Raw genomic sequence first — 13,501 nt, 5'->3', positions numbered from 1 at the left:
GAAGCTTGAGCCAAGCGCGCTTTAGCGGCAATCCTGAAATCTGAGCCGTGCCCCCTCTCACTAGCAATGCGGGAGAGCAGTCAAGATTCCAGGTTTGCACGCTATAGCAAGGGGCATCGTCATTATCCGATGTCCGAAGCGCAAACTCTAACAAGACAGTCCGGGACGCAGGGTAGAATGTGGCCGAGCGTCGATGCCCAACATGCGGACCTGAAACCAGGCTTACGATTTTTTCTTTGCCGAACGCTTGCTTACCGTTCCTGTCTCTTCGACAACGGGCTTTCGGTGCCCTTTCTTGCGACGGTTGAGAGCAAGCTTGTCGAAATCGAGACCATTGAACATGGAGTAGTCGACCCGTTCACTGAGCGGCGCGAACGCGATTTCGAACGCGTTGTCTTCACTAAGAACTGAGAACCCGTACTTCGAGTGTTCATCACCTCCCACAGAGTGCCCCACCTGAAGAACACGAGCCCGATCATCGATTTTGTTGGCCCGCATTTCCTCGATTTTCCCGCCGCGGAGCGAGTGAAAGACTTCGCGATTACCTTGTTCAATGCCAGCCTTTTTAAACAAGCGCCCCATATATGAAGACGCACTTTTGGCGGGATCCTCCAGCCGAACGAGATCAGGAAAGAGATATTCATCACCTTTACGCGTTGCCCATTCGATGAAGCCAATCTCCCGCAGGAAGTCGTGAAGCACGAAGAAATTGAGGCTCTCCGCAGTTTTAACCGGCACGCGTTTCCACACTTTATCGACCTCGACGACACCATCGGTGCTCGCGACCCACACATTCTCGTATTTCTGTCGGATGTCTTTGCCCGTCAAAAACGTCAGCAGCCCGAGACGGCGACCCGTGAGATGGGCGAGCAAAGGCAAAAGAGCATTGTCGATGTAACCACTGTTAATGCCCTCCCTAAAGAGACGACTAAGCTGCTGGGAACTTAATGGAACACTTGGTTTAGATGGACGATGCCCCTTGGAGTAGCGTAACGAAACACCTGCAAATGGATCAAGATAACCCCACTTGGTCATCCCAGAGCGGATCGCCGACTTGACGACGGCGACATAGCCGTCTTGCAGGGTCTTTGCCCCAAGAGGCGTGTACGAATTGGTCTTGGAGCGCTCAAGGGTCTCAAATGCGCTTTCATTTTTAAGGCGTCGTTTCTGTTCCTTTGGCCAATGCGCCATCAGATTGACGAACGCCTGAAGATCCACGCCGCTGTATCGGTCCGCCGGGTGGTCTCCGATGAGATCAAGAAAAACTTGAATTCGCATTCTCGCGGTTTTGATATCCCCATCTTCGCATTCGCCGTTTTCATCGATCTGGCTCTGGATATGTTGATGCGCAACTACGCTGAGTTTGGGCACATCCGAGGGTGCCCGGTGGACAAGCCTTCTGTCCAGTTTGTCCAGAGAAATCGGCATCCCATATTTATCAAGGGGAATCTTCTCAGTCCGGGAAACACCGCGAGCAGTCGACTGAGCTGGAGGCAAGTCAGCTTGTCCCGTCAGAGACGTCGTTTTTGCTATGGCTGCTGGTGCTGTTTCGGGGGTTAAGTTCGGCTCTTGTCCAGACACCTCGATGACCTCTGCGACAGAAGCCACAGGCTCAACTTCGACTGGCTGGGCGGTCTGCGAAGTTTGTTTAATCTCCTCCAGAACTGGAGCTGATGCCATCTTCGCGGGAGCGGACGGGGCATCCGCAGGCAACGTTGACGAAGCATCTTCAACGTTGAATTTTGCGGCAGCAGTTCGACGCAATGCTTCTGCGTTTTCCACGACGATCGGCGAATGGGGCTCGCCCCGTTCCTTTGCTTCGACTTGCTGGCTGATTTGAACCAGATCCCGGATCCCAGCGAGTTTACTCTGATCCTCGAGAGTGATGGGAGCAACAGGCTGGCGAAAGAAAAACGAGAGAACCTCAAGCTCTCCTTTGACTTGGCCAAGCCAGGTAGCAAGTTCGAGATCGCCCTCGTTGAGCGGCGAATCTTTTTCCTTATCTGAATTGCTCAACGCCATCGCCCTCCGCTCTTCGAACATCAAACGAGCCCTTGCCGCGAGAAGATCAGCAACAATGCGCGCCCGCCGATGCAGGCATGGCCCGATGCTGATCCGGATCAGGCTCGGCTTAGCATTGCCTGCAAGGTCTCGGGGTACCCTAATCTGAAAAATGTAAACGGAGCCTGAGCGCGTCAGATAAGGACCTGGACCGCCCTGTCGATGAGCGTCCAGATGACCGCTGGCTGGGGTTGAGAGACCGTCTTGATTCGTTACCGGACGCGATACCGTGACGTGTACATCTTGCGCTACTCGCATTGCCATTACCTCCGTAACGATTCGTGAAGAACCGAGGAATTGCCTTTAAATTCAAGGCGCTGTAAAAGCTGCTAGCGAGTGGCTCTACAACCTGGCGGAGAGGGTGGGATTCGAACCCACGATACCCTTGCGAGTATGCCGCATTTCGAGTGCGGTGCTTTCGACCACTCAGCCACCTCTCCGGTCACATTGGTCGGCGCTTGTTGGCGCGGGCTGTCTCATAGCGGCAACTTACCCCCCACGCAAGAGCGATATGACGCTTTTTCCACTCTTCTGCGAAAACAGCCGCGCCCTCCCCCGCGCGCTGCTTCCTTCAACGATACAGGGTGTCAGTTCATCGACATAGGATCCCTCACCTATGGCGGAAGAGGTCCGTCAAAGAAAGCCGATGAGAGCGACCGCAGAGCCGCGGTGAACACCGTCCTGTCCAAACGCATAGACAAATCAATCTTCAAGATCCGAAGCCCTAGGGCGCGACTCAGCCAATCTGGGAAGCTAGAGATGGTCGAACCACGCCATTGAAGATGAACGAGCTCCCTACGCGCACTTGGCAGCCCTCCCCCTTACCTCAGGCCACCTCCGGCAACCCACCAATCAGCTTGTCCAGAGTGACAGGGTATTCGCGCACCCGCACTCCGGTCGCATTGTAGACAGCGTTTGAGATCGCGGCGGAGACGCCGCAGAGGCCGAGTTCGCCGACACCCTTGGCCTTCATCGGCGACGACATCGGATCTGTCTCGTCGAGGAAGATTACCTCCTGATGCGGAATATCCGCATGCACGGCGACTTCATAGCCGGCAAGGTCGTGGTTGACGAAGAAGCCGCGGCGTGTGTCGACGGCCAGTTCCTCGGAAAGCGCAGCGCCAACGCCCATGGTCATGGCACCAATCACCTGGCTGCGCGCCGTGATCGGGTTCAAGATGCGCCCGGCGGCACAGACGGCCAGCATGCGGCGCACACGGCACTCGCCGCTCGCCATGTCGACCCCGACTTCGACGAAATGCGCGCCGAAGGTCGATTGCTGATAGGTCTTCGAAAGGTCGCCCCATTCCATCGTGTCCTCGGCGACAAGACCTTCGGGGCCAGCGACCTCCGCGAGCGGAACAGTGCGATTTCCGGAGCGAACCTGGCCGCCCTCGAAGACCACGTCGGCGGTGTTGAGACCGATCGTCTTGACGACTGCCTCGCGCAGCTTCACGCAGGCCGCATAGACGCCCGCGGTCGAGCAATTGGCCCCGAACTGTCCGCCGGAGCCGGCCGACACAGGAAAGCGGGAATCGCCGAGGCGCACATCGACCTCCTCGACCGTGACCCCCATCATCTCGGCCGCCGTCTGCGCAATGATCGTATAGCTGCCCGTGCCGATATCCGTCATGTCGGTCTCGACGGTCACGCGCCCTTCCGGCGAAAGCCGGACACGGGCGCCCGAGGGAACAAGGAGGTTGTTGCGGAGCGCTGCAGCGACGCCGGTGCCGATGAGCCAGTTGCCCTCGCGGCGGGAGCCTGGCGTCTGGCGACCCTGCCAGCCGAAGCGCTCGGCGCCGAGGCGCAGACAACCAATGAAATCCCGGTGCGAGAACGGCCGCTCGGGATGCTCCGGATCGACCTGGGTATCGTTGATGATCCGGAACTCGACCGGATCGATTCCCAGCTTATCCGCCATCTCGTCCATGGCGATTTCCAGCGCCATCAGACCCGGCGCTTCGCCGGGCGCGCGCATGGCGTTGCCTTCGGCGAGGTCGAGCGTTGCAAGGCGCATGGCAGTCATGCGGTTCGCCCCGGCATAGAGAAGCCGCGTCTGGTTGACCGCCGTCTCAGGCTTGCCGCCCGGCAGGTCGCCGGACCAGCTCTCATGCGCGATCGCCTCGATCTTGCCATCGGCATCAGCACCGATCCGGACGCGCTGGATCGTGGCCGGTCGGTGGGTCGTGTTGTTCATGATCATAGGCCGCGGCAGGGTCACCTTGACCGCACGCCCGGCGGCCTTCGCACCCAGTGCTGCAAGCACGGCATCCGCGCGGAGGAACAGTTTGCCGCCGAAGCCGCCGCCGATGAAAGGCGACATCAGCTGGATCTTCTCCTTGTCCATGTCGAGGAAGGTCGCCAGATCCTGCCGCCACCAGTCGATCATCTGGCTGGATGTCCAGACACGCAGTGCATCGCCATCCCAGACCGCAATCGATGCATGCGGCTCCATCGCCGCATGCGACTGGTCTGGCGTCCGGTAATGCGCATCGAGCGTCACGGGCGCCTGAGGGAACGCCGTGTCGAAATCGCCAAATGCGGTGTCGGGCTCTTCGTCTTCGTCCGGCTTGACCGCCGTCTTCATCGCTTCATCGAGGTCGAAGGAGCCCGTCTCCTCTTCGTACTCCACCTTGACCAGCGACGCGGCGGCACGTGCCTGTTCAAAGGTTTCGGCAATCACCAGAGCCACAGCCTGGTGATAGTGCTGCACCTTGTTGCCGCCGAAGAGGGTCGCGGTGTTATACTCACCCTTCTCGCGGTCGCCGACATCAAGCGTCGTCAAAACGGCCAGCACGCCGGGCGCGCTCTTCGCCGCCTCGACGTCCATGGACAGGATCCGCCCCTTGGCGATCGCGGCTCCTATAGGGTAGCCGTAGGCATACTCGAGATCGGGCTCATGCCCTTCATAGGCATAGGTCGCTTGGCCGGTGACCTTCAGCGCACCGTCGATGCGGTGGATCGGACGCCCGACGACCTTCAGATTGTCGATGGGGTTCGTGGTGGCTGGTCTATCGAATTTCATGGCCTCAGCCCCTCGCTTCCAAGATCACGGCGCTCAAGACGCGCTCCACCAGATCAAGCTTGAACCGGTTCTGCTCGGTCGAACGAGCGCCGGAGAACAGTACAGACGCAACCGCTGTCGCGCCCTTGGGCATCTGTGCCTCGGCTTCGGCAAGCCGCCAAGGCTTGTGAGCAACCCCGCCAAGGGCCACCCTGCCCGTCCCGTCCGGATGGATCACGGCGCCGACGGAAACCAGGGCGAAGGCATAGGACGCACGGTCGCGGACCTTGCGGTAGATCTGACGTCCACCGATCGGCGGTGGGAGAACCACAGCCGTGATGATCTCGCCCTGCTCCAGCACCGTCTCGACGTGAGGCGTATCGCCCGGAAGACGGTGGAAGTCTTCCATGGCGATCATGCGCTTGCTACCGTCAGGCTGGACGGTCTCGACCACTGCATCCAGAGCACGCATCGCAACCGCCATGTCGCTCGGATGCGTCGCGATACAGGCATCGCTGACGCCCACCACCGCGTGCTGGCGGCTAAAGCCACCAATGGCGGAACAGCCGCTGCCGGGCTGACGCTTGTTGCAGGGCTGGTTAGTGTCGTAGAAATACGGGCAACGCGTCCGCTGCAAGAGATTGCCTGACGTCGTTGCCTTGTTGCGCAGCTGGCCGGACGCACCCGACAACAAGGCGCGCGTCAGCAGAGGATAGTCACGGCGCACCGTCTCGTGCGCCGCGAGATCCGTGTTGCGCACCATGGCGCCGATGCGCAGCCCACCGTCCTCGGTCACCTCGATCTCATCAAGGCCAAGCCCGTTGACGTCAATCAGATGAGTGGGCGTCTCGATCTCAAGCTTCATAAGATCCAGCAGGTTGGTGCCGCCAGCGATGAATTTCGCGTCTGGATTGCTCGCAGCCGAGCTTGCGGCCGCCTCGACCGAGGAGGCGCGTTCATAGGTAAAGGCTCTCATGTGCGTGTTCCCGCCACTTCGGTGATGGCATCGATGATGTTGGAATAGGCCCCGCACCGACAGATATTGCCACTCATCCGCTCGCGGAGTTCGTCGGCGGTGATCGCGGCCTTGGCGGTGAGGTCTTCAGTGACATGGCTCGGGATGTTGGCCTCGATCTCCTCCAGCACGGCGATGGAGGAACAGATCTGGCCCGGGGTGCAGTAGCCGCACTGGAAGCCGTCGTGTTTCACGAAGGCGGCCTGCATCGGGTGAAGGTCACCAGGCTGGCCGAAGCCTTCGATTGTCTTCACGCTGTCTCCGTCATGCATGACGGCCAGCGTCAGACAGGCATTCACCCGGCGTCCGTCGATCATGACGGTACAGGCGCCGCATTGCCCGTGATCACAGCCCTTCTTGGTGCCGGTCAGGTGGAGATGCTCGCGCAGGAGGTCGAGAAGGCTCGTCCTGTTGTCGATATCGAGTTGGTGAGGCTGGTCATTGACCGTTAGGGAAAGCGTGGTGCTGTGGCTCATCGAATGTCCTGGTCTCTGCATCGCCGACCCGCGGGCGGGCCTTTTGGCGTGATGGTAACGGGGAATTTTCGTGGAAGGTGGCTTCAAAAGGGCAAAGCCGAAGAGGATGCCGCTCGATAGAAAACCGGTCGTCTCGCGGCTCCGTCAGAGGCTGCTAGTCCTCCACTGTCGATAGGGTGCCAGGAGCTGCCCTGGAAAGCGCCGTTCGATCTCGTCCTCGACAAGCGCGATCCTGGCCAGGATCTCATCCCGATCACTGGTCGGATCTTCGCTGCGCATTTCGAGGGATTTCATGGCAGCGAAGACCTCATCATCGGTCATCGCCTCAAGCCGGGACGCAAGGTCCGCTACGTCTTCTGTCTGAATGTCGCTGGGCATGATCATGCGCCTCCCAATGGCTGGGAAAGGCCGACGACGGCAGATTGTTCCCGAAGCTTTTCAGGAATGACACCGGAAAATGCCGACAGCGATTACCTTCGCAACTCGGAGGCGCAGGCTCAATTCCGGTCAGGGCTGCAGGTTATGATGGGAAGCAGGATGAGCGGCTGACCGCCTTCCGGGCGGCCAGCCAGGGACATTACGCCTCGACTGTCTCGCGGACATCATCGAGCAGGAAATGCACCACCACATAGGGTGTCGAATAGGCCCGCCCGCTGTCGGAGACGCTCTCGACCGTGCCGCCGTCTGCCGGGTGCCACTGACTGTAATGAGGATTGTTGACGATGAGCGTGATCGCCTTGCCGGCGAAGGCCCCCTGCAAACGGTAGCGCGCTTCAGCGAGCGGCCAGATGCGTTCGAAATCGGCTTGCGTTACCCGGACTTTCAGCGCCTGGCGGCGAATGGCCTCGCTATGCGAACCATCTTCTCGCTGACGCGCCGCACTTTCGAGCGTCACTTCCTCCGCCCCGTCGAGAATAGAGCTGAGTTCCTCCGGCCACATGCGTCTCATAGAATTGCTCCTCCCCGAGCGTGTTCATGGTGACACGAGCGAGTGTAGCGCGTCTGGCGCGGGATACAACGCGCCAGTGCTTGGTCGGATCAATTGGACGCAGATACTGCCGCCGGTCGCCGAACTTTAGGAGGAGCCAGGAGGCTCACTCCGTGCAGCCAGTATCCTTCAGAGCCTGGGCATGGAAGCGACGCAGTGCTGCTTCGATATCGGCCTTGGTGAAGGTGTGGCCGGCAGTCGCCAGGTCACGCGACAGGCGTGCAATCACATCGCCGTCACCGCTCACCACATGGTCGACCATGTGCAGGTCGCGGGCATAGCGCCCTAGGTCATCACCGGCGAAGCCGATCAACGATCCGGCCCAGTAGCCGGCGAGCAGATTACGACGGGCGCGAATGCTGCCGAGACCGTCCTCTTCGTGCGGATGGACGGAATGGGCGGCGGTCGTAACAACGGATAGGGGCATGGCGCGATTCTCCTCCTCGGTCATGGATCAGGCTTCAGCTTCAGCGGAAACGAGATAGCTGGCAAGCGGCGCACAGGCCGGGTTTGCCGCATCGAGCAATTCGGCCGGGCTCGTCAGGCCGCTGACAACCGAAACCACGGTCGTGCCGGCCCACCAGAGATCACCGGTCGCGCGATCGATAAGCTGCGGGCCTGTGGTGCGCAGGCAGTCACCGGCCTGGCTGACAACCTCGACCGGGGCCTTCATCTCTTCGAGGCGCTGACGGATATCGGCCTCGATCGGATCGACGACAAGCATGGCGAAAATCGATGCAATCCACTCGGCGATCATCGGGCAGTCCCCTGACGCGAGGACGAGGGGCCGAACTCACGCTGCGTCTGCAGGCGTGGCTTCGGCTCACCGGGGCGTACATATGCCCCGTCGGCAGACGGAAAACGGCCGGGTGAAATCAAGATGGAGTGGTGGCGTCTCATGAACTGGTCCTTGGACCGGCAGCGGTGTCGAAAAGGTCCGACATCGCAAGAGCGCCGGGAGCTCTTGCCAGAGGGGCCCGGACCAGCGGGTTGATCGCCATATGGGGAGCGATTCGGGCGTCTTCAAGGCATCGGCACATGACGATATGGAAAAGTCGGGCCATGCAGCCGGGGTCTTGTCTGGCCCCATTCTGCATGGCCCGGGCGGCGGGCGATCAAGGCTCGAGCCTCAGGGCGAAAGCCGTCCGGCTCCGCAGCCATTCCTCATCAGTAGCGGATGACCGGGCAGCCGCGGACATTGGCGAAGACCATCCGGTCGCGGCCGCCGTGGCGAACACCGGCGACCACTACGCGACGCGGCGTCACATCGGCGACGAAGGCACGACGCAGGCCGTTCCAGCGGGCCTTCTCGACGGCGTGGTGCGGACGGCACTCGCCGCGGTGCGGACGGTCACGACCCGGGCCATCCCAGCCCGGGCCACGGCCGGGGCGATCCCAGCCGGGGCCGCCATGGCGCGGACCGTCGATATAGACGCCCCAGCCGAAGCTGTCGGCGGATGCGGTGGACGCGACGCCCGTGGTCGCCATGACCGAGACGAGGGCAGCAAGACCGATTTTGCGAAGCATGCCGAACATGTTCTCTCTCCTTGAAAGGCGCATCCTTGCGCCGTCGTTTCCATCCCGCCGTTGAAAGCGATTGATGTGAGAGTAGAAGCGGCCGCCTGAATGCAGTCCGAATCCCGTATTCAGCAAGTGTTCACCTAGTCACCACAAGCCGGTTCGAGGCGTCAGACATGCAGGACGACTTCGCGGCGATGGGGGCTGTCGCGGTGCTCGAAGAGGTAGATCCCCTGCCAAGTACCGAGCAGCAAGCGCCGATCGGCAAAGGGGACAGAGAGCGAGACCGGCAAGAGGGCTGCCTTGATATGGGCCGGCATGTCGTCAGGCCCCTCGTCACGATGCGTGATGAAATCCATCGCCGGATCCGTCGTCGGCGGCACGAGGCGGCGGAAAAATGCCTTGAGATCCGTCTGCACCGAAGGATCGGCATTTTCCTGGATCAGCAGAGAGCACGAGGTGTGGCGTACGAAGACCGTCATCACGCCCTCCTCCTCCGCTGCGCTCTCTCGCAAAAACTCCCGAACAGACTGGGTAAACTCGTACAGGCCTTGCCCGTGGGTGGAGACTGCCACTCGCATCATCGCCATGTGTAAAACCTTTCTCCTGCGCCGGGGAAAGCTGCGCCGCCGCCCCTAGCCAGCCCCGGCCGACCTCTGTAGTCTCCGGCCGAAAAACGGAGGACCACGCACCGATGAGCCTGATCGAAACCATCGAAAGACAGGAAACCCAGCTCGTTTTCAAGAGCTTCGACGAGTTGGTGGCCTTCGAGGTCGGCCGCCGTCTGGTGGATCTCGCGCTGTCAGAAAAGGCGCCCGTGGTCATCGACATCCGCACCCCGGACCGCACCCTGTTTCATGCCGCCCTGCCCGGCGCCTCACCGGATAACGACCATTGGGCCCGCCGCAAGAGCAATGTGACGCTGCGCATGCACAAGGCCTCACTGCGCGTCGGCGAACTTAACCGCGCCCGTGGTCGCAGCGTGTCTTCCGAAATCGGCCTGGATCCCATGGAATACGCGGACCATGGCGGCAGCTTCCCCGTCAGGGTCGCGGGCACCGGCGTGGTCGCGGCGATCACCGTCTCCGGCCTGAAATCAGAGGAAGACCACGCGATGATCGTGACCGTCCTCGAAGCCTATCTCGGCCAAAGCTGAGTTCTACGGCCTTAGGGACGGGCGCCTGCAAACAGACTGAGACGCGAGAAGAGATCATTCTCGCGCTCCAGCACCAGAAACGCTGGCAAGGCATATGGCCCCTGGTCTCCCGAGGGACCGCCTTCCACATCGCGGCGATCAGAGCCGTTGAGCGTACATTCGACCGCAACCCGGAAACCCGCCCGGTCGGTCATCACGACATGGTCCGACAGCGTGATGCCGTGGCGGAGCACATAGGCCGCCAGCGTATCCCGAAAGGACGCATGCCCGATCACCCTGATACCGTCGGGAAGGTCGAGCACCGCCTCCTCCGCGAACATCGGGAGAAGCGCGTCGAAGTCGTGCCGATTGAGGGCATCGATGACGGCAAGTGTCTGGTCTTCCAATGACATGGGCCTCTCCTTCTTTGTTTTGAACATAGGCCCGGCATCGGCCGTGGCAAGTCTGGACAAGCCGCTAGAGTGCCTCATCCAAGGGGGCGCAGCACGCCACTCGCGGCCTGCAGCACGGCCTCCGTGACCGGCTTCATCGCCGTGGCGACAGTGCGGCTCACATGCCAGTAGAGCGGCACGTCGAGCGGGTTTCCCGGCATCAACTCCCTTAGCCGCCCATCGGACAAGGCGTCAGCGGCCAGGGGTTCCGGGTTCATGCCCCAACCAAGACCGGCAATCGCGGCATCGACAAAAGCATGGCTCGACGGCAGCCAGTGGGACGGGCCGGCAACCCCAACCCCGAGCGCCTTCTCGGCCCAGCGGGTCTGGAGCCGGTCCTTGGCATTGAAGGTGATCACGGGCGCATCCTTCAACTTGGCCGCGGTAACTTCCTCATGTCCGAACCAGCGTTCGACAAAGGCAGGACTTGCCGTCGCCAGATAGCGCAGCGCCCCCAGTGGCCGGCAATCGCAGCCCTGCACCGGTTTCGGCGACCCGCTGATCGCCGCCCGCACATCACCGCGCTGCAGCCATTCGGCACTGTGATCCTGGTCGTCGATGACAAGATCGAACAGCACGCCGTTCACCGCCGCCATCGCCGGGATGAACCATGTGGCGAGACTGTCGGCATTCACCGCAAGCCGCAGTGTCGGCCAAGCGCCCGTCTCCCCGCCCGTTTTCGATGAGAGACCGAGATCCCGGCGCACGCCCTGCTCCAGCAGGCGCAACTCCTCGGCATGGCGGAACAGCCTTTCCCCGGCCTCCGTCGCCCGGCAGGGCTGCGACCGGATGATCAGCGAAGTACCGACCTGTTCCTCCAGTTGGCGTACCCGCTGGGAAATCGCCGACTGCGTGACATGCAGCGTCTGGGCCGCACGCTCAAAGCTGCCCGTTCGGAGCACCGCAGACAGAGCAGAGAGTTGGGCCGGGTCAAACATTAGCAACCCTTATGCAGGATTAGGATTATTACCTTTCCTAATGAGAAGGCCCTGGTTAGTCAAAGCGGCATCTCAGGAGAGTTCAACATGGTGCTTGCAGCCACTGCCGGTTTTTTCCTCGGGCTCAGCCTGATCGTCGCGATCGGTGCCCAGAATGCCTTCATCCTGCGCCAGGGGCTGCGCCGCGAGCATGTGTTGCCACTCGTGCTGACCTGCGCCATCTCGGACGCAATCCTGATCGCAGCCGGTGTTGCGGGCTTCGCAACCGTACTGTCACGCCTCGATTGGCTCGAGCCGGCGCTCCGCTATGGCGGTGCGGCCTTTCTCTTCGCCTATGCGCTGCGCAGCGCTCATTCCGCCTGGACGGGTGGCAACAGCATGCGCGCCGGCGACACGACGGCAACGGGCCTGCGCACCGCGCTCTTGACCTGCCTCGCCTTCACCTGGCTCAACCCACATGTCTATCTCGACACCGTCGTCCTGCTGGGCTCGATCTCGACCCGCTATGCCGGCCACGAGGTCGCATTCGCCCTGGGCGCCATGACGGCATCCTTCTGCTTCTTCTTCAGCCTCGGTTACGGTGCCCGCCTCCTCGCCCCGCTGTTTGAAAAGCCCATGGCATGGCGTGTGCTCGATGGGGTCATTGCGCTCGTGATGGCTTCGATTGCGGTCAAGCTCCTGCTCTGAGGCCCGCAGCTCCCCTTGGGGGACCCGGCTGATTGATGTAAACACCGGATCGAACAAGGGGAGACGATGCGCATGTTCCTGACCAACCGTGACGTGGTGGAGCTTCAAGCCTTCCGGCATGACCTGCACCGACACCCGGAAGTCTCGGGCGAAGAGCGTGATACGGCGCGCCGGGTCGTGGTAGCGCTGCGTCCCCTCGCACCGTCGAAACTCCTGACCGAGCTTGGTGGCCACGGCGTGGCAGCGGTCTTCGAAAGCAAGGAGCCCGGCCCCACCCTGCTCTTCCGCGCCGAGCTCGACGCCCTGCCGATCGAGGAAAAATCGGAAGCGGATCACCGCTCGACCATCGCTGGTAAAGGCCATCTGTGCGGCCATGACGGTCACTCGACCATCCTTCTGGCATTGGCGACCGGCCTGTCGCGACAGCCGATTGCCCGGGGCCGTGTCGTGCTGCTCTGGCAGCCGGCCGAGGAGGACGGCAGCGGTGCAGCAGCCGTGCTCGCAGACCCGCGATTCGCCGAGATCCGCCCTGACTTCGCCTATTCGCTGCACAACATGCCGGGTCTTGCCTTCGGCACCGTCGCGCTGAAGAGTGGACCGGTGAACTGCGCATCGCGCGGCATGAAGATCCAGCTATCTGGCAAGACGGCCCATGCCTCCCAGCCGGAAACCGGTCTCTCGCCCATGGCCGCGGTGTCGAAACTCATGCCGGCGCTGACGGCGCTCTCGAACGGCGCGCCACCCGCGACAGACTTCACGCTCGCAACCGTCACCCACGCCTCTCTCGGCGAACAGGCCTTCGGCATTGCCCCGGGCGACGCAGAAATCTGGGTGACGCTCCGCACCCTCATCGACGATCGCATGGCCGAGCTTTGCGAGAACGCGGAACAGCTGGTGGTCGAGGCGGCACGGGAAGCCAGCCTTGAGCACGCCATCAGCTACCACGACATCTTCTTCCACTGCGAAAACGCACCGGAGGCCGTTGCCCATCTTGAAGAGGCACTGACGTCAGAGGGTGTGCGGTTCGACGAAGGAACCCTGCCGATGCGCGCATCGGAAGACTTCGGCCGCCTGCGCGCTATCTGCCCCTCGGCGATGTTCTTCCTCGGCGCCGGTGAGAAACACCCTGCCCTGCACAATCCCGACTACGACTATCCGGATGACCTGACCACCATCGGCGCCCGGGTCTTCATGGCGGTGATCCGGAAGGGCTTGGGCTAAGCGGCT

At 61.7% G+C, this 13,501-nt stretch carries 15 protein-coding genes and 1 tRNA gene; 3 read left to right on the top strand and 13 right to left on the bottom strand.

Annotated features, from left to right (window positions below; translation table 11 throughout):
• Nucleotides 1-222: 222 nt before the first annotated feature.
• The 11 genes from AC02Y0_RS05245 to AC02Y0_RS05195 form a co-directional block, all read right to left on the bottom strand.
• On the bottom strand, nt 223-2,043 hold the full coding sequence (locus AC02Y0_RS05245) for a site-specific integrase (RefSeq protein ID WP_476382863.1): 1,821 nt from the start codon (nt 2,041-2,043) through the stop codon (nt 223-225).
• Between the two features lie 368 nt (nt 2,044-2,411).
• Nucleotides 2,412-2,501 (bottom strand) — tRNA-Ser (locus AC02Y0_RS05240).
• Between the two features lie 386 nt (nt 2,502-2,887).
• Nucleotides 2,888-5,086: an aldehyde oxidoreductase molybdenum-binding subunit PaoC gene (gene paoC, locus AC02Y0_RS05235; protein WP_476382862.1), complete on the bottom strand. Its 2,199-nt coding sequence runs from the start codon at nt 5,084-5,086 to the stop codon at nt 2,888-2,890.
• Nucleotides 5,087-5,090: 4 nt separating this feature from the next.
• Nucleotides 5,091-6,041: an FAD binding domain-containing protein gene (locus AC02Y0_RS05230; protein WP_476382861.1), complete on the bottom strand. Its 951-nt coding sequence runs from the start codon at nt 6,039-6,041 to the stop codon at nt 5,091-5,093.
• Nucleotides 6,038-6,622: an aldehyde dehydrogenase iron-sulfur subunit PaoA gene (gene paoA / locus AC02Y0_RS05225; protein ID WP_476383960.1), complete on the bottom strand. Its 585-nt coding sequence runs from the start codon at nt 6,620-6,622 to the stop codon at nt 6,038-6,040. Before paoA ends, AC02Y0_RS05230 begins: the two co-directional genes overlap by 4 nt.
• Nucleotides 6,623-6,700: 78 nt before the next feature.
• Nucleotides 6,701-6,940 carry a hypothetical protein gene (locus AC02Y0_RS05220; RefSeq protein WP_476382860.1) on the bottom strand — a complete coding sequence of 80 codons (240 nt, stop codon included), beginning with the start codon at nt 6,938-6,940 and terminating at the stop codon, nt 6,701-6,703.
• Between the two features lie 193 nt (nt 6,941-7,133).
• Nucleotides 7,134-7,496 (bottom strand): hypothetical protein, encoded by a 363-nt coding sequence (locus AC02Y0_RS05215; RefSeq protein WP_476383959.1) that lies wholly within the window; start codon nt 7,494-7,496, stop codon nt 7,134-7,136.
• A gap of 154 nt (nt 7,497-7,650) precedes the next feature.
• Nucleotides 7,651-7,971: an ATPase inhibitor subunit zeta gene (locus AC02Y0_RS05210; protein ID WP_476382859.1), complete on the bottom strand. Its 321-nt coding sequence runs from the start codon at nt 7,969-7,971 to the stop codon at nt 7,651-7,653.
• Between the two features lie 27 nt (nt 7,972-7,998).
• Nucleotides 7,999-8,301 carry a hypothetical protein gene (locus tag AC02Y0_RS05205; RefSeq protein ID WP_102017971.1) on the bottom strand — a complete coding sequence of 101 codons (303 nt, stop codon included), beginning with the start codon at nt 8,299-8,301 and terminating at the stop codon, nt 7,999-8,001.
• Nucleotides 8,302-8,711: 410 nt separating this feature from the next.
• Nucleotides 8,712-9,080, bottom strand: coding sequence for a hypothetical protein (locus AC02Y0_RS05200; protein WP_476382858.1), 369 nt, complete (start codon nt 9,078-9,080; stop codon nt 8,712-8,714).
• A gap of 152 nt (nt 9,081-9,232) precedes the next feature.
• A complete protein-coding gene (locus AC02Y0_RS05195; RefSeq protein WP_476382857.1) occupies nt 9,233-9,652 on the bottom strand; it encodes a secondary thiamine-phosphate synthase enzyme YjbQ in 420 nt (139 codons plus the stop codon).
• A gap of 104 nt (nt 9,653-9,756) precedes the next feature.
• Here AC02Y0_RS05195 and AC02Y0_RS05190 point away from each other — a divergent pair, with 104 nt between their 5' ends.
• Entirely contained in the window at nt 9,757-10,218 is a 462-nt protein-coding gene (locus AC02Y0_RS05190) for a heme-degrading domain-containing protein (RefSeq protein ID WP_444559205.1), read from the top strand.
• Nucleotides 10,219-10,229: 11 nt separating this feature from the next.
• On the opposite strand, the gene AC02Y0_RS05185 is transcribed toward AC02Y0_RS05190, so the two are convergent.
• On the bottom strand, nt 10,230-10,610 hold the full coding sequence (locus tag AC02Y0_RS05185; RefSeq protein WP_476382856.1) for a YybH family protein: 381 nt from the start codon (nt 10,608-10,610) through the stop codon (nt 10,230-10,232).
• A gap of 74 nt (nt 10,611-10,684) precedes the next feature.
• Complete coding sequence (locus AC02Y0_RS05180) at nt 10,685-11,587, bottom strand: LysR family transcriptional regulator ArgP (RefSeq protein WP_476382855.1); 903 nt, start codon at nt 11,585-11,587, stop codon at nt 10,685-10,687.
• A gap of 87 nt (nt 11,588-11,674) precedes the next feature.
• Here AC02Y0_RS05180 and AC02Y0_RS05175 point away from each other — a divergent pair, with 87 nt between their 5' ends.
• Together AC02Y0_RS05175 and AC02Y0_RS05170 are read left to right on the top strand one after the other, a co-directional pair.
• Nucleotides 11,675-12,274 carry a LysE/ArgO family amino acid transporter gene (locus AC02Y0_RS05175; protein WP_476382854.1) on the top strand — a complete coding sequence of 200 codons (600 nt, stop codon included), beginning with the start codon at nt 11,675-11,677 and terminating at the stop codon, nt 12,272-12,274.
• A 72-nt stretch (nt 12,275-12,346) separates the two neighbouring features.
• Nucleotides 12,347-13,495 (top strand): amidohydrolase, encoded by a 1,149-nt coding sequence (locus AC02Y0_RS05170; protein WP_476382853.1) that lies wholly within the window; start codon nt 12,347-12,349, stop codon nt 13,493-13,495.
• Nucleotides 13,496-13,501 lie beyond the last annotated feature (6 nt).

The sequence above is a fragment of the Allorhizobium sp. nf9_anc genome, assembly GCF_056323085.1.
Note: the sequence above shows the minus strand (reverse complement) of the source record. Positions and strands in the feature narration are given on the sequence as shown.